At 59.2% G+C, this 16,507-nt stretch carries 19 protein-coding genes; 12 read left to right on the forward strand and 7 right to left on the reverse strand.

What is annotated here, in order from left to right; translation table 11 throughout:
• Positions 1–283: 283 nt before the first annotated feature.
• From AC4CWF_RS18115 to AC4CWF_RS18125, 3 genes are all read right to left on the reverse strand, one after another.
• Positions 284–478: a hypothetical protein gene (locus AC4CWF_RS18115; RefSeq protein ID WP_491283014.1), complete on the reverse strand. Its 195-nt coding sequence runs from the start codon at positions 476–478 to the stop codon at positions 284–286.
• Positions 479–682: 204 nt separating this feature from the next.
• A complete protein-coding gene (locus tag AC4CWF_RS18120) occupies positions 683–1,312 on the reverse strand; it encodes a recombinase family protein (protein WP_491283015.1) in 630 nt (209 codons plus the stop codon).
• A gap of 1,020 nt (positions 1,313–2,332) precedes the next feature.
• Complete coding sequence (locus AC4CWF_RS18125) at positions 2,333–3,733, reverse strand: site-specific integrase (RefSeq protein WP_491283016.1); 1,401 nt, start codon at positions 3,731–3,733, stop codon at positions 2,333–2,335.
• A 262-nt stretch (positions 3,734–3,995) separates the two neighbouring features.
• On the opposite strand from AC4CWF_RS18125, the gene AC4CWF_RS18130 reads away from it, so the two are divergent.
• The gene (locus AC4CWF_RS18130) at positions 3,996–4,685 is read left to right on the forward strand and encodes a hypothetical protein (protein WP_491283017.1); all 690 of its coding nucleotides are present in this window, start codon (positions 3,996–3,998) and stop codon (positions 4,683–4,685) included.
• Positions 4,682–5,077 (forward strand): PIN-like domain-containing protein, encoded by a 396-nt coding sequence (locus AC4CWF_RS18135; RefSeq protein WP_491283018.1) that lies wholly within the window; start codon positions 4,682–4,684, stop codon positions 5,075–5,077. The genes AC4CWF_RS18130 and AC4CWF_RS18135 overlap by 4 nt, the downstream gene beginning before the upstream one ends.
• A gap of 46 nt (positions 5,078–5,123) precedes the next feature.
• Here the strand turns inward: AC4CWF_RS18135 and AC4CWF_RS18140 are convergent, their stop codons facing one another.
• A complete protein-coding gene (locus tag AC4CWF_RS18140) occupies positions 5,124–5,378 on the reverse strand; it encodes a hypothetical protein (RefSeq protein WP_491283019.1) in 255 nt (84 codons plus the stop codon).
• A 192-nt stretch (positions 5,379–5,570) separates the two neighbouring features.
• Between AC4CWF_RS18140 and AC4CWF_RS18145 the strand changes: the two genes are divergently transcribed.
• From AC4CWF_RS18145 to AC4CWF_RS18170, 6 genes are all read left to right on the forward strand, one after another.
• The gene (locus AC4CWF_RS18145) at positions 5,571–6,149 is read left to right on the forward strand and encodes a DNA-3-methyladenine glycosylase (RefSeq protein WP_491283020.1); all 579 of its coding nucleotides are present in this window, start codon (positions 5,571–5,573) and stop codon (positions 6,147–6,149) included.
• A 144-nt stretch (positions 6,150–6,293) separates the two neighbouring features.
• The gene (gene kynU, locus AC4CWF_RS18150) at positions 6,294–7,499 is read left to right on the forward strand and encodes a kynureninase (protein WP_491283021.1); all 1,206 of its coding nucleotides are present in this window, start codon (positions 6,294–6,296) and stop codon (positions 7,497–7,499) included.
• Positions 7,496–8,335, forward strand: a complete 840-nt coding sequence (gene kynA / locus AC4CWF_RS18155; RefSeq protein ID WP_491283022.1) for a tryptophan 2,3-dioxygenase — start codon at positions 7,496–7,498, stop codon at positions 8,333–8,335. The genes kynU and kynA overlap by 4 nt, the downstream gene beginning before the upstream one ends.
• A 30-nt stretch (positions 8,336–8,365) precedes the next feature.
• Positions 8,366–9,193 (forward strand): hormone-sensitive lipase, encoded by an 828-nt coding sequence (locus AC4CWF_RS18160; protein WP_491283023.1) that lies wholly within the window; start codon positions 8,366–8,368, stop codon positions 9,191–9,193.
• Positions 9,194–9,307: 114 nt separating this feature from the next.
• Positions 9,308–10,018 (forward strand): YoaK family protein, encoded by a 711-nt coding sequence (locus AC4CWF_RS18165; protein ID WP_491283024.1) that lies wholly within the window; start codon positions 9,308–9,310, stop codon positions 10,016–10,018.
• Between the two features lie 4 nt (positions 10,019–10,022).
• Positions 10,023–10,805 carry a YdcF family protein gene (locus AC4CWF_RS18170; RefSeq protein WP_491283025.1) on the forward strand — a complete coding sequence of 261 codons (783 nt, stop codon included), beginning with the start codon at positions 10,023–10,025 and terminating at the stop codon, positions 10,803–10,805.
• A 3-nt stretch (positions 10,806–10,808) separates the two neighbouring features.
• Here AC4CWF_RS18170 and AC4CWF_RS18175 read toward each other — a convergent pair whose 3' ends face one another.
• The gene (locus tag AC4CWF_RS18175) at positions 10,809–11,282 is read right to left on the reverse strand and encodes a hypothetical protein (protein ID WP_491283026.1); all 474 of its coding nucleotides are present in this window, start codon (positions 11,280–11,282) and stop codon (positions 10,809–10,811) included.
• Between the two features lie 128 nt (positions 11,283–11,410).
• On the opposite strand from AC4CWF_RS18175, the gene AC4CWF_RS18180 reads away from it, so the two are divergent.
• A complete protein-coding gene (locus AC4CWF_RS18180) occupies positions 11,411–12,061 on the forward strand; it encodes a trimeric intracellular cation channel family protein (protein ID WP_491285489.1) in 651 nt (216 codons plus the stop codon).
• A 24-nt stretch (positions 12,062–12,085) separates the two neighbouring features.
• On the opposite strand, the gene irrA is transcribed toward AC4CWF_RS18180, so the two are convergent.
• Positions 12,086–12,502, reverse strand: a complete 417-nt coding sequence (gene irrA, locus AC4CWF_RS18185; protein WP_491283027.1) for an iron response transcriptional regulator IrrA — start codon at positions 12,500–12,502, stop codon at positions 12,086–12,088.
• Positions 12,503–12,794: 292 nt separating this feature from the next.
• Here irrA and fabA point away from each other — a divergent pair, with 292 nt between their 5' ends.
• The 3 genes from fabA to fabI are packed head-to-tail and all read left to right on the forward strand — an operon-like array spanning position 12,795 to position 15,387.
• Entirely contained in the window at positions 12,795–13,310 is a 516-nt protein-coding gene (gene fabA, locus AC4CWF_RS18190) for a 3-hydroxyacyl-[acyl-carrier-protein] dehydratase FabA (RefSeq protein ID WP_491283028.1), read from the forward strand.
• A 42-nt stretch (positions 13,311–13,352) separates the two neighbouring features.
• On the forward strand, positions 13,353–14,576 hold the full coding sequence (fabB, locus tag AC4CWF_RS18195; protein ID WP_491283029.1) for a beta-ketoacyl-ACP synthase I: 1,224 nt from the start codon (positions 13,353–13,355) through the stop codon (positions 14,574–14,576).
• 4 nt (positions 14,577–14,580) lie between these two features.
• Positions 14,581–15,387, forward strand: a complete 807-nt coding sequence (gene fabI / locus AC4CWF_RS18200) for an enoyl-ACP reductase FabI (protein ID WP_491283030.1) — start codon at positions 14,581–14,583, stop codon at positions 15,385–15,387.
• Between the two features lie 85 nt (positions 15,388–15,472).
• On the opposite strand, the gene AC4CWF_RS18205 is transcribed toward fabI, so the two are convergent.
• On the reverse strand, positions 15,473–16,489 hold the full coding sequence (locus AC4CWF_RS18205) for a class I SAM-dependent methyltransferase (protein WP_491283031.1): 1,017 nt from the start codon (positions 16,487–16,489) through the stop codon (positions 15,473–15,475).
• Positions 16,490–16,507 lie beyond the last annotated feature (18 nt).

Below are 16,507 nucleotides of genomic sequence, written 5' to 3' on the forward strand. Positions count from 1 at the left end.
TCAAGGACAAGAGGAGCTTGCGTCGTGTTTCGATGCGAGATGATGACGGTGAGGAGGATGAGGACGAGAGAGCTTAACTAGGGTGTAATTGCTCTTCTGCTTCCCTGTATTGGGATGATCGATCATGAATGATGAGGGAGGAACAAGGAGGAGCTATCCCCGTAGGTGTCTCGATAAGTCACCACTATGGGTTCCCATGAGTGCCGGACCTGCCCCCTACCCCCACTGATGTCCACCATGTCCCATGTCCAACATCAATAATTGATCCGGGGAGTGGTCGTCCTTAACTAGGGTGTAATTGGTCTACCCCGGCTTCCTTGATCTTCGACATGGCCCACGCGACCACCTGCCGGACTTCCTGACTGTCCGCATCAGCGCCCCATGCCATCGCCCGAACGGCGCACATAAGGAACTCTGCGGCTTCTGTAAGGGCTGCTATCGGTGCGGGTGAGACGGTCGAATTGGCTGCGATCTTCATTCTACTTTCCCTCTTGTGGTGCCGCCCGTCGCGGCTGACATCGGAGGGTGTAGCAAAGGAAAATCGGCTTGTACGATTGGTCCCATTACAGGGAGCATTTCCCACATTCTTGATCCTAGCGCCTGAAAAACGTCTCATAGACACCCCAAACGCCCGCCAGGAACATCGGGAGAATGAACACCCAAGGGAAGAACTCTGCCATCTTCACGCCTCCTGCTTCCGCTCATCCAGCCGCTTTGCCAATCGTGAGAGTGTAGACCGGGAGCATCCCGTGGCGGACACAATGCTGTTCCAGCTTTGCCCACTCTTGAGCATGGACAAGATCGCGGCGTTCCTCTTCACGTCCTCCTGACGTCCCCTGTAGACGCCTTCCGTCTTAGCCTTCGCGATCCCCTGCGCTTGGCGTCTGCGGCGGTCCTCGTAGTCCTTGCGGGCGATTGCGGCCAACATGTCGAGCATCATGCCGTTGATGGCGTCCAGCATCCGGGCAGAGAACTCATCGCCTCCGGGCTGCGCAAGTTGGTGTGACGTGGGCAAGTCGAGGGCAACCACCCGGACGCGCTTGGAAGCAATCTCTGCCTTGAGCCGTTCCCAGTCTTCCGCATTCAATCGGCTCAACCTATCCACCTGCTCCACCAACAGGATGTCACCCGGTCGGCAATCGTCCAGAAGGCGGAACAGTTCGGGACGCTTTAGACTGGCACCACTCTCGTTCTCCACATAGCTTGCAGCGATCCTCAATCCCTTCTCGGAGGCAAAGTGTTCTAGGTCAGCCCGTGCGCGGCTAGCGTCTTGCTCTGCCGTCGATGCTCTCAAGTACGCTCGTACAAACATGTTGAACCTCCGTCAGTTCGATTAGGCTGGTTCGCTGATAATCGGTTCGATATGGGTTGTCAATCGCCACATATCGAACCAATCCCAACATGGTTCGCTAAGGGCATACCCTAATGGTCAACGATGACGCTGGAGTTTTTGAGGAATGGAAAGAGCGCCAGAAGAACCGGAAGGCCACCAAAAGGGGAACCCGGACGGCATTGAGACGCCCAAAAAGAGAGGGCCACGGGGGGTACTGCGCGGCCTCAAATGTCTATTTCGATGCCTCGGATTTTTCCGTCATTTTAGGCTAGGGCTACAAACTCTAGGGGTGCGTTGTCCCCACTATTCACATGGCAGCCAACTTGACTCCGCGAAACGCATCATGTAAAAGCCGCGCGTATTTTTTAAGCCGTTGATTTAAATGAATATTTGTGAATCGCATTGAATAAATTGCGATTTTGCGCCGGACAATTTGTCCAAGATTCGCTTGTCAAGCGTGAATCAATAGCTTACAAAATCAACATCCTGTTGATTACAGGAAAAAGGCCCCCACCGAAATGGGAGCCTTTCTTATGCTTCGACTTGGTACGTCTGGGTTACGCAGCTGACGCGTTCGAGCGCGGCCAGCGGCGGCAATGAGAGCAGACTGTCTCCCATTGGCCCAGACGGAACCTCCGGTACTGGATTACAGATACCGGCCTGAATGCAGGGCATGAAACTCTCATACCCGCCTCCTATTCTCATATGAGAGCCAGGAGGACTCGCTCTCGCCAGCCCTTCGCCACTTCATGCGACGAAGCTGCACCCTCCCAAGACACTCAAGAGTGCCGCATAAGTGTGGGCCAGCAATAACTGTTCCTTAAATACTAGGTTCCAGCGGAGTCGGCAAGCGCCGATCGGCTAAATCACCATGCAATTCCGGTTTATTTGGCCGCTAGCGCCCTTGGTGGTGCAATTCGACTGCCTGCCGCGCTAAGCGGAGTTGCCCGTCAGTGGCCTCCTGTGGCGATTTTAGACGGGTTTAACTTTTGTTCTTGATCAGTTCTGGTCTCTTGTTGGGAGTCTGACCGCCTCAACGCAAGCCCGCATCTGCTGCCACGCGGGTCCACCAGAATAGACTCCAAGCGTGATCGACTTCCGGCCCTCTTCGTGGCCGACGACTGATGAAATGGTGCTTTCTGGAATGCCCGCTTGCTCCGCTTGAGTGACGAACCAGCGGCGGAAGGAGTGGAAATTCACCAAGCTCCGGCGTTGTCCTGGCCGTTTGTCATCCACTCTGAGCTTTCCCCGATAGTTGGCGAAGCGCTTCCCAAATACGTCGCTGGCGTTCTTTTCCTCAGCTAGTTCGTGAAAGAGCCAATCCTGCGGGCCTTTTCCTTTCTTCCGACGCTTCACGATCTCCACTAGGTCGGGATGCATCGGCACTCGCCGTGCTGCTGCCGCTGTTTTGCCCTGTCGAATGTCGAAGTAGCCACTTCCCTTGTCATCCAGCGGGCACTCCTCCACCCACAGTGTTACGAGCTCCGCGAGTCTCAGCCCCGACAAGGCGGCAATCCGGATCGCATCCGCTATCTGCGACTCGAAGTTCTTCCTCATGCCACGGGGGAAGGCAGAGTAGAGGAGGGTTTTGATCTCTTCCTCCGTGAATGGGCGCTCGTCAGCCTTGCCCCCACGCTCCACCCTGCGACCCCTGTCCGGCATCCGTTGGCCGACCCACGGGTTTTCACCTCTGACATGACCTCTCGCGACTAGGTAATCCCAGTAGAGCTTCACGGCGCCATGATGCTTCCGGGCTGTTCGTTCGCTAAGTGGCGCGATTGCTTCAGAGAAGTAGGTCCCCGCCTTGGAGCGGTCGATCTGGCGAAGTGATAGGCCTTTGAGCGTGGCCCACGCGGCAAATCGTTTGATCAGATTGCGGCGCTCTTTGGTGGTCTTCGGAGCAAGCCGGGCCTCCTTGAGATACGTCTCCATGTAATGCTCCACATCGACATTACCTTGGACTAGATTCAGGAAGCGTTCGCGGCCCTGTGTGCCGTGGCTCTGTTCGATGCGCTCTGCCTCGCGCTCGACTAGATCACGCGGATCGGCCACCTCCTCATCCCGAACTTCCTCGCTCTTCCGTCCGGTAATCTTGGCCGTCCAGCTGTGGGGATCGTTCCTCGCCTCGGCGATTTCGTTGGCCCACAGTTGAGCCTTCTGCTGGATTGTATCGGAGGCGGGGGTAGTAGACCTGCCTTGCCGCGCATCTCGGAAGAGCCGATTCGTCTCGCGCTCGATTTCGTCTCGACGCTCCATAGCTGCTCGAATATCGCCCGTCTCAAGGTTAACGAGATAGGCAGTCTTGCCCCCAAAATGGTGCCGGATTGCTGCGGGAATATCGCGCTTGAACCAGTATTTGAGACCGCGCATAACGAGATATCGACGGGAGCTTTTTGCCATTTCAGACCAACCATTCAGACCAATATGGACTGATGATTATCACTGTATTTCAATTGCTTCAATAGGTTGATGAGTGATCGTGGAGGCCCCGCTTAGCTCCACCAAATCTTTTTCATAAGTTCAGTGTTTGGATTAAATGTAACAATCGGTAAGGCAAATTTACCGCTGGGCCAGATCTGTTGCACCAACGCGAGATTTGGTTTGACGCGAGTCGCGCGAAATAGATACTGATTGTTTATACAACGACAGGACGGACCCCACCATGAGAGATGACACTTCGCTCGTAGGGATCGGCTTTTATTCCACAAGCGAAGCGTCTCGCTTGCTGGATATATCTGTTCGTAATATCCGTCGCTGGCTGGGGGGATACGACTACCGCCACAGGGGAGAACTGCTCCATGTTGCCCCGCTGTGGACTCCTCAATTACCGCGGCATGATGACCATATTGAACTGAGCTTTCGAGATTTAATCGAGCTTCGATTTGTTCAAGAATTTATCAAGGCCGGCTTGGGCTTAAAGACAATCAGGCATTGTCTGACTTACGCACGAGATTGCGTAAATGACGAACGCCCTTTTTCCACTCGCAGGTTTCAGACCGATGGGAAAACCATCTTTCTTGAGAGCGCAACAGCGTCAGGCGATGAAACCCTCCTTGATCTCAAGCAGAAGCAATACACCATCAAGGCGGTGATAGAGCGTACATTTAAAGATCTCGACATTGAGAACGATGCTGTTTCACGCTGGCGACCCTTTGGGGGCAAGCCATCTATCATTATAGATCCCGCTTTGGTGTTCGGGCAACCGACAACAGCGATCTATAATGTTCCCACAATCGCATTGGCTCAGGCTGTGACTGCAGAAGGCTCCGAGAAAGCTGTTTCGGCACTTTATGAAGTGCCTTTGTCAGTCGTACGTGATGCCGTCGCATTTGAGGAAATGCTAGCGGCGTGAAAGTCCTCTTCGACCACAATATTTCACCCCGAATTGCCAGAGCTTTTCAGGCTTTAAAGGGGGATGGCTATGAGATTGTTGCCCTGAAGGATAAATTTCCACCCGACATCAAAGACGTTAATCTTATTGCAGAGTTAAGTCGGGAAGGTGCCTGGGTTTTCATTTCCGGAGACCGCCGCATTACTCGTAATCGCGCCGAGAAAAATGCATTCCAGTCCTCCAAAATAATAGGCATGTTTCTATCTTCTGGCCTTTACAAGGCCCCTGTAATGAAGCAAGCGGAACGACTTATAGCATTATGGCCTACGATCGAAACGATTTCCAAGAATGTCTCTGGCGGTGCAATGTTTGAATTGCCGATGAAATCAACAAAACTGTCGCCACTGAAGTAGGCCCATCGCGAAACACGAACCAATCTTGTCGGATTCGGCGCCCGCCTCAGCGCCGCGGTTCGCCACCCGGCGCGTACACGCTTTTGCGTGCGAACAGGAACTTGTGGCCGCATTGGCAGCGCAGCATGTATTTTTTCGGATCGCGGGCGGCAAATTCGGTGGCGAAGCCCTTGGGCATCTCGTCGATGGCAAAGCCCGGGTCCTTGCGGCGCGGGTCGTCGTCTTCCGACACCTCGGCAAAGCCGGAGTGTCCGCATTGCGGGCATTCGAGTTTTCGGGAATATCGGTCGCGTGCAGCCATGCCGGGGTCATTAGACGCTTGCCCCTTGCCTGACAAGACCAGACGCCGGAGAGATCGGCTAGAAGCGGCTCCCGTCCGATGCGGGAAACCTTACGTATCGCCGCACCTCTTGCCCCGGCACTTGGCCCGGGAAGCCTTGCATCCTGGAGCGTGTCGGGCGAAAACGCCGGTCAGCGACCGGAGCATATCATCATGCAGCATCACGCTTTTTTTGACCGCAGCGCCGTCACCGTTGCGCAAGACCTGATTGGTGCAACGCTGACCGTAGACGGTGCAGGCGGCATGATTGTCGAAACCGAGGCTTATGAGCCGGACGAGCCGGCTTCCCATAGTTTTCGCGGTCCAACGCCGCGCAACCGCACCATGTTCGGCCCCGCCGGCCATGCCTATGTCTACCGGTCCTATGGCATTCACTGGTGCCTGAATTTCGTCTGTCGGCCGGGCAGCGCCGTCCTCATCCGGGCTCTGGCCCCCGTGACCGGGCTGGAGGAGATGGCAAGGCGGCGTGGGCGCAGCGACCCTTTAACGCTCTGTGCTGGCCCCGGACGGCTGGCGCAGGCGCTCGGTATCGACATCGCGCTGGATGGCGCGCCGCTGGATGAGCCGCCGTTTGTGTTGGACGCGGCCACCACCCCTCCCCTTATCGTCAGCGGGCCGCGAATTGGCATTACCAAGGCAATCGACCTGCCGTGGCGTTTTGGCCTCAAGGGGTCGGCACATCTCAGCCGCCGCTTCCCGCCGGAGGGTCTGGCGCCGCCAGCGGGTGCATAAATCGGACGGTGAGACAGAATATCTAGTTTAAACTTAAAATGTTTTGGGTATCATGCCGGAAACGCCCGATGCGGCGGCAGAAAACAAGGGCATGAACATGGACCGGTCGGGGGCGGCAAAATCCTCCTGTGGGGCGACGAGAGAATGACGGATTTCGAAAAGACGCGCGCGCTGTTTCACATGCCGGACGGCGTGATTTATCTCGATGGCAATTCGCTTGGGCCGCTGCCCGTGGCCGCAACCGAACGTGTGCGCGCCCTGATGGTGGACCAGTGGGGCGAGATGCTGATTCGCGGCTGGAACCAGGGTGGCTGGATGGCGACGCCGCGCCGGATCGGCGACCGGGTGGGTCGCCTTATCGGCGCACCCGCCGGAACCGTCGTCATGGGCGATACGCTGTCCATCAAGGTGTACCAGGCGCTGGCGTCTGCCCTGCAACTGGCCGCAGAGCGCGATCCCGCCCGACGCGTCATCCTCTCCGACAGCGGCAATTTTCCCTCCGATCTTTACATGGCCGAAGGGCTGATCAAATCGCTCGACCGCGGTTATGTGCTGAAAGTGGTCGATCCGCTGGCGGTGGAAGAGGCCATCGACGAGACGGTGGCGGTGACCATGCTGACCGAGGTCGATTACCGCACCGGACGCCTGCACGACATGAGGGCGCTGACGAAAAAGGCGCATGACGCCGGCGCGCTGACCGTCTGGGATCTCGCCCATTCCGCCGGCGCCATTCCCGTCGATCTCTTTGGTGCCGACGCCGATTTTGCCGTCGGCTGCACGTATAAATACCTGAATGGCGGGCCAGGCGCCCCAGCCTTCATCTATGTGGCCCCCCGCCATGCCGATCAGGCCCGCCCTGCCCTTTCCGGCTGGCTTGGCCATGAAAAACCATTCGCCTTCGATCTTTCCTATCGCCCGGGCGATGGCATCGACCGCATGCGCGTCGGCACGCCGCCGATCCTGGCACTTGCCGCCCTCGACGCGGCGCTGGACGCCTGGGACGGCGTCGACATGGCCGATGTGCGCGAAAAATCCATCGCGCTCTGCGACCTGTTCATCGCGGAGGTGGAGGCACGCTGCCCCTCGCTGACACTTGCCTCACCACGCGACGGCAAGAGCCGCGGCAGCCAGGTCTCCTTCCTGCATGAAGAAGGTTATGCCATCATGCAGGCGCTGATCGGGCGTGGCGTGATCGGTGATTTTCGCGCACCGAACGCCATCCGCTTCGGTTTCACCCCGCTTTACATCGGTGAGCGCGAGGTCGTCTCTGCCGTCGATGTTCTCGCAGACATCATGGACAACCGGCTCTGGGATGCGCCGGCATTCAAGCAGAGGGGGCTCGTCACATGAGCGAAAAAGCCTACAATCCGGCTGAGGACGGCGCCGAAATGTCGTTCCGCGAAAAGATGTCCTACACCGACTACCTGCAGCTTGACCCGATCCTGTCGGCGCAAAAGCCGCTGTCGTCGGCGCATGACGAGATGCTGTTCATCATCCAGCACCAGACCTCGGAGCTTTGGATGAAGCTTGCCATCCACGAGATCCGCTCGGCGATTGCCGCGATCCGCCGGGACGAGCCGCAGCCGGCCTTCAAGATGCTGTCGCGGGTGGCGCGCATTTTTGAACAGCTGAACAATGCCTGGGACGTGCTGCGCACCATGACGCCGAGCGAATATACCGATTTTCGCGACGCACTCGGCCAGTCCTCCGGTTTCCAGTCGGCGCAGTACCGCGCCATCGAGTTCCTGGCCGGCAACCGCAACCTTGCCATGCTCGGGCCACACAGCCACCGGCCGGATCTGCTGGCCCACCTGGAAGACATCCTGGCCCGCCCGAGCCTATATGACGAGGCGATCCTGCTTCTTGGCCGCAACGGCTTTGACATCGGCACCGATTGCGAGCGGACGAGTTTTCGCGAAAAGCGCACGGAAAGCGAAAAGGTACTGGAAGCCTGGCGACAGGTCTATGCGGCGCCGTCGCGCTATTGGGATCTCTACGAGCTTGCCGAAAAGCTGGTGGATTTCGAGGATTATTTCCGCCGTTGGCGCTTCAACCATGTCACGACAGTGGAGCGCGTCATCGGCTTCAAGCGCGGCACCGGCGGCACATCCGGCACGCATTACCTGAAAAAGATGCTGGAAGTGGAACTGTTTCCAGAACTTTGGCGGGTGCGCACCGTTCTCTGACCGAACAACCTATGGGCGAGGCCATCTTTCATGCTCTTTCACCGGATCAACGACTGGGACGACGCCTATACCAATGGCGCCAATATTCCGCGTGGCGAGGAATGGCCGAACCGCTGGGTGGCGCCGGCGCTTGCCTATCGTGAAGAACTGGCCGCTGAGGGCCGCGCGAAGCTCGACCTGTCCTATGGCGACAGGCCGCGCAACCGGTTCGATCTGTTTCTGCCGGAAGCCACGCCAAAGGGCCTGGTCGTCTTCGTCCATGGCGGCTACTGGCAGGCACTCGACAAGAGCTACTGGTCGCATCTGGCCAAGGGCAGTGTCGACAGCGGTTTTGCCGTCGCCATTCCGTCCTATACGCTGTGCCCTGACGTGCGGGTCGGCGATATCGTTCAGGAAATCGGCGCGGCAATCTGTGATGCCGCAACGGAGATCGACGGTCCGATCCACCTCACCGGCCACTCCGCCGGCGGCCACCTGGTGACACGCATGATGGCCCGGACCTCGCCGCTGCCGGCCGACATCCGCGCTCGGGTGAAAAATGTCGTGTCCATCTCCGGCGTGCATGATCTGCGCCCCCTCGTCCACACCGGCCTCAACACGAAGCTTCAGCTTTCTCCGGACGAGGCTGCGGCCGAAAGCCCGGTTCTCACGGAACCCGGCACCGACGGGCGGCTGTTCTGCTGGGTGGGCGGCAATGAGCGGGCGGAATTCATCCGCCAGAATGCCCTGATGGCCAGCATGTGGCTGGGGCTCGGTGCGGAAACCGGCGCCTATGTCGAACCCGACCGGCACCATTTCAATGTCATCGATGGTCTTGCCGACAGTCACCATCCGCTGACGCTCACGCTGCTGTCATGATGCGACGCAAACTGTGAGCCGGCGATATCGCCAGGACATTTCCTTTGGGCAGTCGGACCGGCTAGGCTCTCGCAAAATATCATCGGCCCGATGATTCGGGCTGCAGAGGGCAACATGACACGGGAAAGACGGCGCAGGATCATTCGTGTTCGACGAACGGGCATGGGGCTTGCGCTGGTGGCGGCGATTTCCTTCATCGCCGGCATGACCGATGCGATCGGCCTTCGCCTCTCCGGTGATTTCGTCTCCTTCATGACGGGCAATACCACGCGTGCCGCCATTGCGATTGCCGATGGCGATGTGCATCATGGACTGGTGCTTCTGGGCGCCGTCTTTGTGTTCGTGCTGGGCAATGCCGCCGGCATCATCGTCGCGCATCTGGTTAGACGGCGCATGTTCGGCGTTCTCTCAGGCGTTGCCATGCTGCTGTCGCTGGCCTCCATGCTGCAGGATCCGGCCCTGCATCTCCTGCGGTTTTATGTGGTCGTGCTTGCCATGGGCATGGTGAACGCCACCGTCGAGCATATCGAGGGCCTGCCGATCGGACTGACCTATGTGACAGGCGCCCTGTCGCGGTTCGGGCGTGGCATCGGGCGCTACATCATGGGTGAACGCAAGGTCGACTGGACCATCCAGGCGGTTCCGTGGCTCGGCATGATCAGCGGCGCGCTGTGCGGCGCCGTCCTCGGGATCGCCCTGCCGGATGACGCCCTGTTCATCGCCGCAGTGCTGACACTGTTGGTCGCTCTATCGACGCTTCTGATGCGTCGCACGCTGCATCATCGCTACAACCAGCGTATTTCCCGCAGCCCCAGCGCCAAGTGAGTGAATGTTTTATCTGTCAAAAATCTTCTGGCTGCTGGTGCAGCCGTTGTCGCTCGCCTTCTTCCTGACCGCGTTCGGGGCTCTTACTGCATTTTCCGGCTTACGGCGAACAGGTGGCACGATGGCCGCTGCTGCGGCCCTTGTCCTGTTTGTCACGCTCTACACCACGACCGGCAATCTTCTCCTGCAATCGCTGGAGAACAGGGTGGTGCGGCCGCAGACGGATCCGGTGGACATATCCTGCATGATCGTGCTGGGTGGCGCGATTGAAAACGAGGTGATGAGCGGCCGTGGCGGCATCGAACTGAACGCGGCAGCCGATCGTTATACGCAGACGCTGCGGCTGGCACTGATAAACCCCGCGGCAAAAATCCTGATTTCCGGCGGCGATGGTTCCTTCAGCGGCGCCTATGAGGGCGAGGCCGGTGCCGCCGAGCGTTTCTTTTCCGCTTATGGCATTTCGCCGGCGCGGCTGATCAAGGACAATACCTCGCGCAACACGTTTGAAAACATGCTGAACACGCGCGACCTTCTTGCCCGCGAAGGACTTGGTCCCTGCCTTTTGATCACCTCGGCCTTCCATATGCCGCGATCAATGGCGCTGTTTGACAAGGCGCGCCTGACGGTGACGCCGTTTCCGGTCGATTACCGTACGAGCGGTACGGTGACAGCCGGTTTCGATTTCACCCAGCCATCGCTCAACGCACAGAACATGTCGACGGCCGTGCGGGAGTGGCTGGGCCTGCTCGGTTATTACGCGGCGGGCCGTATCGACTGGCCGTTCTGACACTTACTTGCGCGAAATCGTCGTCATCTTTGCGCCGCGAACGCGCACGGTCATCTCGCAGGGCACGTCATCGCTGCGGTCGCAGAATTTCGGGTTCATCTTGAAGACGAAGACCATGTTGCCGAAGCGTTTGACGAAATCGTAGCCAAAGATCTGCGCGGTCGCCATCATGAAATACCCGCCTTCCTTGACCTGAAGGTAGAAATTATGCGGGCAGCCATCGGCGTCGCAGCCAACGCCCTTTTCTCCATTGCAGGTGATGGCACCATGATTGACGATGGCATCGATGATGCCATCATTGTTGATGTCCATGCGCGTGATGAAATCGTCACCGTAGGCAACCGCGTCGCATTGCGCCTTGAAATGATCCTTCTCGTAGATCTCGGGATCGCTGAGCAGGGATTGCTGGGCAACGGCTGCGGCCGGCAGAAATGCCAGCAGGATCGCCTGCAGAAGGATGATCATTATTTTCGCCACGCCTTGGTCTTTCCCGCTTGTTTGTCTGTAGACAAGGGCCTAGCCGCGATGGCGGCAGGCCTGATGCGCGGATATGATGCAGCATGCCGCTTGCGCGACGCTGGCGTGCCGTGGGAGGCGAAAATCACATGTCGCTGCTGATGATACTGGATTATGCGGGCGTTGGCCTGTTTGCCGCAACCGGCGCACTTGCCGCCTCGCGCAAGCAGCTCGACCTCATAGGTTTCCTGTTTTTTGCAGCCGCAACCGGCATCGGCGGCGGAACGTTGCGCGATCTCGTGCTTGGGCGCACGCCGGTGTTCTGGGTGATGGATCCGACATATCTGGTGATCTGCGCCGGCGTCGGCATCTTCGTGTTCCTGACGGCCCACCGCGTGGAATGGCGCTATAAGCTGCTGATCTGGCTCGATGCAGTCGGGCTGTCCGCCTATAGCGTGATGGGTGCCGCCAAGGGTTTTGCCACCACGGGTTCGCTCACCATCGCAATCGTTACCGGCACAATGACGGCAACTTTTGGCGGCATCCTGCGCGATCTCATCGCCAACGAACCGTCGATCCTCCTGCGTCCGGAAATCTACGTGACGGCAGCGCTTGCGGGGGCAACGGTGTTTACCGGCGCAAACCTCATCGGCCTGCCGCTGCCGGTCAGCTCCGCGGCGGGATTTGCCATCGCCTTTGGCCTGCGGGGCGGAGCGCTCTATTACGGCTGGACCTTGCCGCGCTACCGCGCACGGCCGGGACGGCCGCCGGACGAGGCGTTGAAAAAACGGAAGAAATAGAAGGCCTTGCGCAGGCGCAACGCCTTAAGCCTTCTTCTCGCGCAGCCGGATGATCACATCGACATGGGCGATTTCCATGCCGTCTGGCGCCTCGGGCAGGTTGCCGATTTCGAGGTTGCTGACGGGAATATCGAGAACCTCGTTGCGGCCCTCGACGAAGAAATGGTGGTGATCCGACACGTTGGTGTCGAAATAGGTCCGCGCGCTTTCCACCGCGAGAACGCGGATCAGGCCTGCCTCGGTAAACTGGTGGAGCGTGTTGTAAACGGTCGCAAGCGAGACGGGCACGCCGGCGGTGCTCGCCTCCTCGTGCAGTTCCTCGACCGTCAGGTGGCGATCACCCTTTGCAAACAGAAGGTCGGCCAGCGCAACGCGCTGCCGCGTTGGCCGAAGCCCGCAGTGGCGCAATCTGGTTTCCACATCGGTGATGGCATCAGCCATGGGTGAGGCAAGCTCCTGTAAAGCCGGTATTCTCGAGTTTTGCATATAACTTTTAAACGCGGTGCTTTCAATAGCACGCAAGCTCCAGTCATGAAGCGGCTGCGGAGGAAAATGCGAAATTTTGCATCAGAAGCCTCTGGTTTGCCGGGTCTCGTTCCTATATGCCGACCTGAATCAATCTGGATCGGCCCCCTTGGTAAAGACCGGGGAGCGGATTCATGCGCTTCAATTTCCGCCGCTCTTGCTTTAAACAGGCGCAAGGACCGGCGAAGAGGGGGAACGGACAGGCCTCATGGACAGCAGACAATCGAGCTTCTCGTATGAAGAAATACTGACCTGCGCGCATGGCAAGATGTTCGGGCCAGGCAATGCACAGCTGCCCCTGCCGCCCATGCTGATGTTCCACCGTATTACCGAGATCTCGGAAACCGGTGGCCCGAACGACAAGGGCTTCATCCGGGCGGAATTCGATATCACGCCGGACCTCTGGTTCTTTCCGTGTCATTTCGAAGGCGATCCGGTGATGCCGGGCTGCCTTGGCCTTGATGCCATGTGGCAGCTTACCGGCTTTTATCTCGGCTGGCTTGGCGAACCCGGCAAGGGCCGCGCCCTCTCCACCGGCGAGGTCAAGTTCACCGGCATGGTGACGCCGAAGACCAAGCTTGTCGAATACGGCATCGACTTCAAGCGTGTCATGCGCGGCCGCCTCGTTCTCGGCATCGCTGACGGCTGGATGAAGGCCGATGGCGAAGTCATTTACCGCGCCACCGATCTGCGCGTCGGTCTCTTCCAGGAAAAGGCCGCCTGACGGCCAGCCGCCTGCTTAAAACGAACTGAAAAGGTCAATCTCATGCGACGGGTAGTTGTCACAGGTTTGGGTGTCGTTTCCTCCATCGGCAATGATGCCGCCGAGGTCACCGCTTCTCTGCGCGATGCGAAGTCCGGCATCTCCTTCTCCAGCGATTTTGCCGAACATGGCTTCAAGTGCCAGGTCTGGGGCAAGCCGCAGCTCGATCCGACCGATCTGGTCGATCGCCGCGCCATGCGGTTCCTCAGCCAAGGCGGCGCCTGGAACCATGTGGCCATGAAGCAGGCGATTGCCGATTCGGGGCTTGAAGAAACCGATTACGCCCAGAACGAGCGCGTCGGCATCATCATGGGCTCCGGTGGCCCCTCCACCCGCACGCTGATCGAAGCCGCCGACATCACCATCAAGAACAGCAGCCCGAAGCGCATCGGCCCGTTTGCCGTGCCGAAGGCGATGTCTTCGACGGCGTCTGCCACGCTTGCCACCTGGTTCAAGATCCACGGCGTCAACTACTCCATCTCGTCTGCCTGCTCGACGTCTGCCCATTGCATCGGCAATGCTGTGGAAATGATCCAGTGGGGCAAGCAGGACATGATGTTTGCCGGCGGCCACGAGGATCTCGACTGGACCATGTCGAACCTGTTCGACGCCATGGGTGCCATGTCTTCGAAATACAACGACACGCCGTCGACCGCCTCGCGCGCCTATGACGTCAGCCGCGACGGTTTCGTCATCGCCGGTGGCGCCGGCGTGCTTGTTCTGGAAGAGCTGGAGCATGCCAAGGCCCGCGGCGCCAAGATCTATGCCGAAGTGGTCGGCTACGGCGCCACCTCCGACGGTTATGACATGGTGGCTCCCTCCGGCGAAGGCGCCATCCGCTGCATGCGTCAGGCGCTGGCAACGGTTGACGGCAAGGTTGACTACATCAACACGCACGGCACCTCGACGCCCGTGGGCGACGCCAAGGAAATGGGCGCCATCCGTGAAGTGTTCGGCGATGCGATGCCGCACATCCAGTCCACCAAGTCGCTGACCGGCCATTCGCTGGGTGCAGCCGGCGTGCAGGAATCGATCTACTCCCTGCTGATGATGCAGGCCGGTTTCATCGGTGAAAGCGCCCATATCACGGATCTCGATCCGGAATTCGAAGGCATGCCTGTCGTGCGCTCGCGCATCGACGACGCCAAGATCGACATTGCCCTTTCCAATTCCTTCGGGTTCGGCGGCACCAACGCCACGCTCGTCTTCCAGCGTTATAACGGATAAGACCATGAGCGGACTAATGCAGGGAAAGCGCGGCCTCATCATGGGGGTCGCGAACAATCATTCGATTGCCTGGGGTATTTCGAAGGCGCTGGCCGCCCAGGGTGCCGAGCTTGCCTTCACCTATCAGGGCGATGCGCTGGGACGTCGGGTCAAGCCGCTGGCTGCCGAAGTCGGCTCCGATGTCGTGCTTCCCTGCGACGTGGAGGATCTTGCCTCCGTGGATGCCACGTTTGACGCCATAAAGGAACGCTGGGGCAAACTCGACTTCGTCGTGCATGCTATCGGCTTTTCCGACAAGAACGAGCTGAAGGGCCTCTACGCCGACACGACGCGGGAAAATTTCAGCCGCACCATGGTGATCTCCTGCTTCTCGTTCACCGAGATTGCCAAGCGGGCCGCCGAGCTGATGGGCGAAGACGGCTCCATGCTGACGCTGACCTATGGCGGCTCCATGCGGGTGATCCCGAACTACAACGTCATGGGCATCGCAAAGGCGGCCCTGGAATCCTCCGTGCGTTATCTTGCAGCCGATTACGGCCCGAAGGGTATTCGCGTCAACGCGATCTCCGCCGGTCCCGTACGCACGCTGGCCGGCGCCGGCATTTCGGATGCGCGCGCGATCTATTCGTGGAACCAGAAAAATTCCCCGCTGCGCCGCACGGCGACCATCGAGGATATCGGCGGCTCAGCACTTTATCTGCTGTCGGACCTGTCGCGAGGCGTCACCGGCGAGATCCATTATGTGGATGCCGGCTACAACATCACGTCGCTGCCCTCGCTCGACCGGCTGCGCAACGCCGATTCGGAATGATCGCTTCGACATCGTTCATGAAAAAGGCCCCGGGATCATCGATCCCGGGGCCTTTTTCTATGGGTCTCGCGTCCGCGTGAAGCGGTTACTTCTTCGCCTGCAAAACCTTGAAACGGGCGTTGCGGCAGACTTCGCCGCTTTCCTTGAACTCGGTGGCCAGCACCGGCTCATAGGGCAGGCCACGATTGGCAACCATCAGCAGGCGACCGCCGATGCGAAGCGCCGAAGCTGCCGCCTTGATGAAGGATTGGCCGATTTCCGGATCGGCCGCATGGCCTTCGTGGAAGGGCGGGTTCATGATGACGAGGTCGTATTTTTCCTTGACCGGCTCGGCCGTCAGGTCCTGCCAGAAGAAGCGCGCTGAAAGCTCCGGGCAATTGCGGGCAAGATTCTTCTTGGCGCATTCCAGAGCCCGGTGATCGGCTTCGAACAGGTCGATACGGTTCACCCGCGGCGAGGCATCCGCCAGCATCACCGAGAGATAACCCCAGCCGGCGCCGAGATCGGCGGCATTGCCATCGAAATCGCGCGGCAGGCGGCTTGCCAGCAATTCCGAGCCCGCGTCCGCATGTTCATGCGAAAACGTGCCGGGCACGGCTTCAAAGCGGGCGTCGATGATCGTGACAGGACGGCGAAAGGATGCAAGTGCGGCATCGACATCATCAGGGCGCTGGAACCAGACGACGACGCCGTGATATTTCGGCATGTAATCGATGGCAAAACCGAGGTTGAGCAACTGCTTGCGCAGCGGCTGGATGCCGTCTTCCTTGGAACCGGCAACGGTGATCATGCCGCCCGGCTTCACGCGGGCGAGCGCTTCGGCCATGTTGTTGTCGTTCTCGCCGCGATGTTTGCCGCAGAGCACGAGCGCGCCGTCATAGTCCTCACCTTCCGGCTCCGGCACGATATGCGCGCCAGCGACCGACAGCGGGCGGTAGAGAGGCCGCAGCGGCTGGACATTGGTGATTGTGGCGCCAAAACCTTCCGGCAGGCGCGGACCGCTTTCGGCGGCCAGAAACAGGATGCGGGAGCCCTCGCCGGGCATCGGCAGGGTGCCGGTGGCGAAGGGATGGAACAGCGTTTTCACGGCGTCGCGGATCATGAAGAGTTTCCGATCTTT

The sequence above is a fragment of the Neorhizobium sp. PAMB6630 genome, from assembly GCF_058242775.1.

What these genes read in the sequence shown, in the direction of transcription:
- AC4CWF_RS18120 (WP_491283015.1), bottom strand. Translation starts at nt 1,312, where the DNA reads ATGTTTGTACGAGCGTACTTGAGAGCATCGACGGCAGAGCAAGACGCT.
- AC4CWF_RS18145 (WP_491283020.1), top strand. Translation starts at nt 5,571, where the DNA reads ATGCAGCATCACGCTTTTTTTGACCGCAGCGCCGTCACCGTTGCGCAA.
- AC4CWF_RS18170 (WP_491283025.1), top strand. Translation starts at nt 10,023, where the DNA reads ATGTTTTATCTGTCAAAAATCTTCTGGCTGCTGGTGCAGCCGTTGTCG.
- irrA (WP_491283027.1), bottom strand. Translation starts at nt 12,502, where the DNA reads ATGGCTGATGCCATCACCGATGTGGAAACCAGATTGCGCCACTGCGGG.
- AC4CWF_RS18140 (WP_491283019.1), bottom strand. Translation starts at nt 5,378, where the DNA reads ATGGCTGCACGCGACCGATATTCCCGAAAACTCGAATGCCCGCAATGC.
- AC4CWF_RS18205 (WP_491283031.1), bottom strand. Translation starts at nt 16,489, where the DNA reads ATGATCCGCGACGCCGTGAAAACGCTGTTCCATCCCTTCGCCACCGGC.
- AC4CWF_RS18180 (WP_491285489.1), top strand. Translation starts at nt 11,411, where the DNA reads ATGTCGCTGCTGATGATACTGGATTATGCGGGCGTTGGCCTGTTTGCC.
- AC4CWF_RS18165 (WP_491283024.1), top strand. Translation starts at nt 9,308, where the DNA reads ATGACACGGGAAAGACGGCGCAGGATCATTCGTGTTCGACGAACGGGC.
- AC4CWF_RS18125 (WP_491283016.1), bottom strand. Translation starts at nt 3,733, where the DNA reads ATGGCAAAAAGCTCCCGTCGATATCTCGTTATGCGCGGTCTCAAATAC.
- fabA (WP_491283028.1), top strand. Translation starts at nt 12,795, where the DNA reads ATGGACAGCAGACAATCGAGCTTCTCGTATGAAGAAATACTGACCTGC.
- AC4CWF_RS18115 (WP_491283014.1), bottom strand. Translation starts at nt 478, where the DNA reads ATGAAGATCGCAGCCAATTCGACCGTCTCACCCGCACCGATAGCAGCC.
- AC4CWF_RS18130 (WP_491283017.1), top strand. Translation starts at nt 3,996, where the DNA reads ATGAGAGATGACACTTCGCTCGTAGGGATCGGCTTTTATTCCACAAGC.
- AC4CWF_RS18160 (WP_491283023.1), top strand. Translation starts at nt 8,366, where the DNA reads ATGCTCTTTCACCGGATCAACGACTGGGACGACGCCTATACCAATGGC.
- kynA (WP_491283022.1), top strand. Translation starts at nt 7,496, where the DNA reads ATGAGCGAAAAAGCCTACAATCCGGCTGAGGACGGCGCCGAAATGTCG.
- fabI (WP_491283030.1), top strand. Translation starts at nt 14,581, where the DNA reads ATGAGCGGACTAATGCAGGGAAAGCGCGGCCTCATCATGGGGGTCGCG.
- kynU (WP_491283021.1), top strand. Translation starts at nt 6,294, where the DNA reads ATGACGGATTTCGAAAAGACGCGCGCGCTGTTTCACATGCCGGACGGC.
- fabB (WP_491283029.1), top strand. Translation starts at nt 13,353, where the DNA reads ATGCGACGGGTAGTTGTCACAGGTTTGGGTGTCGTTTCCTCCATCGGC.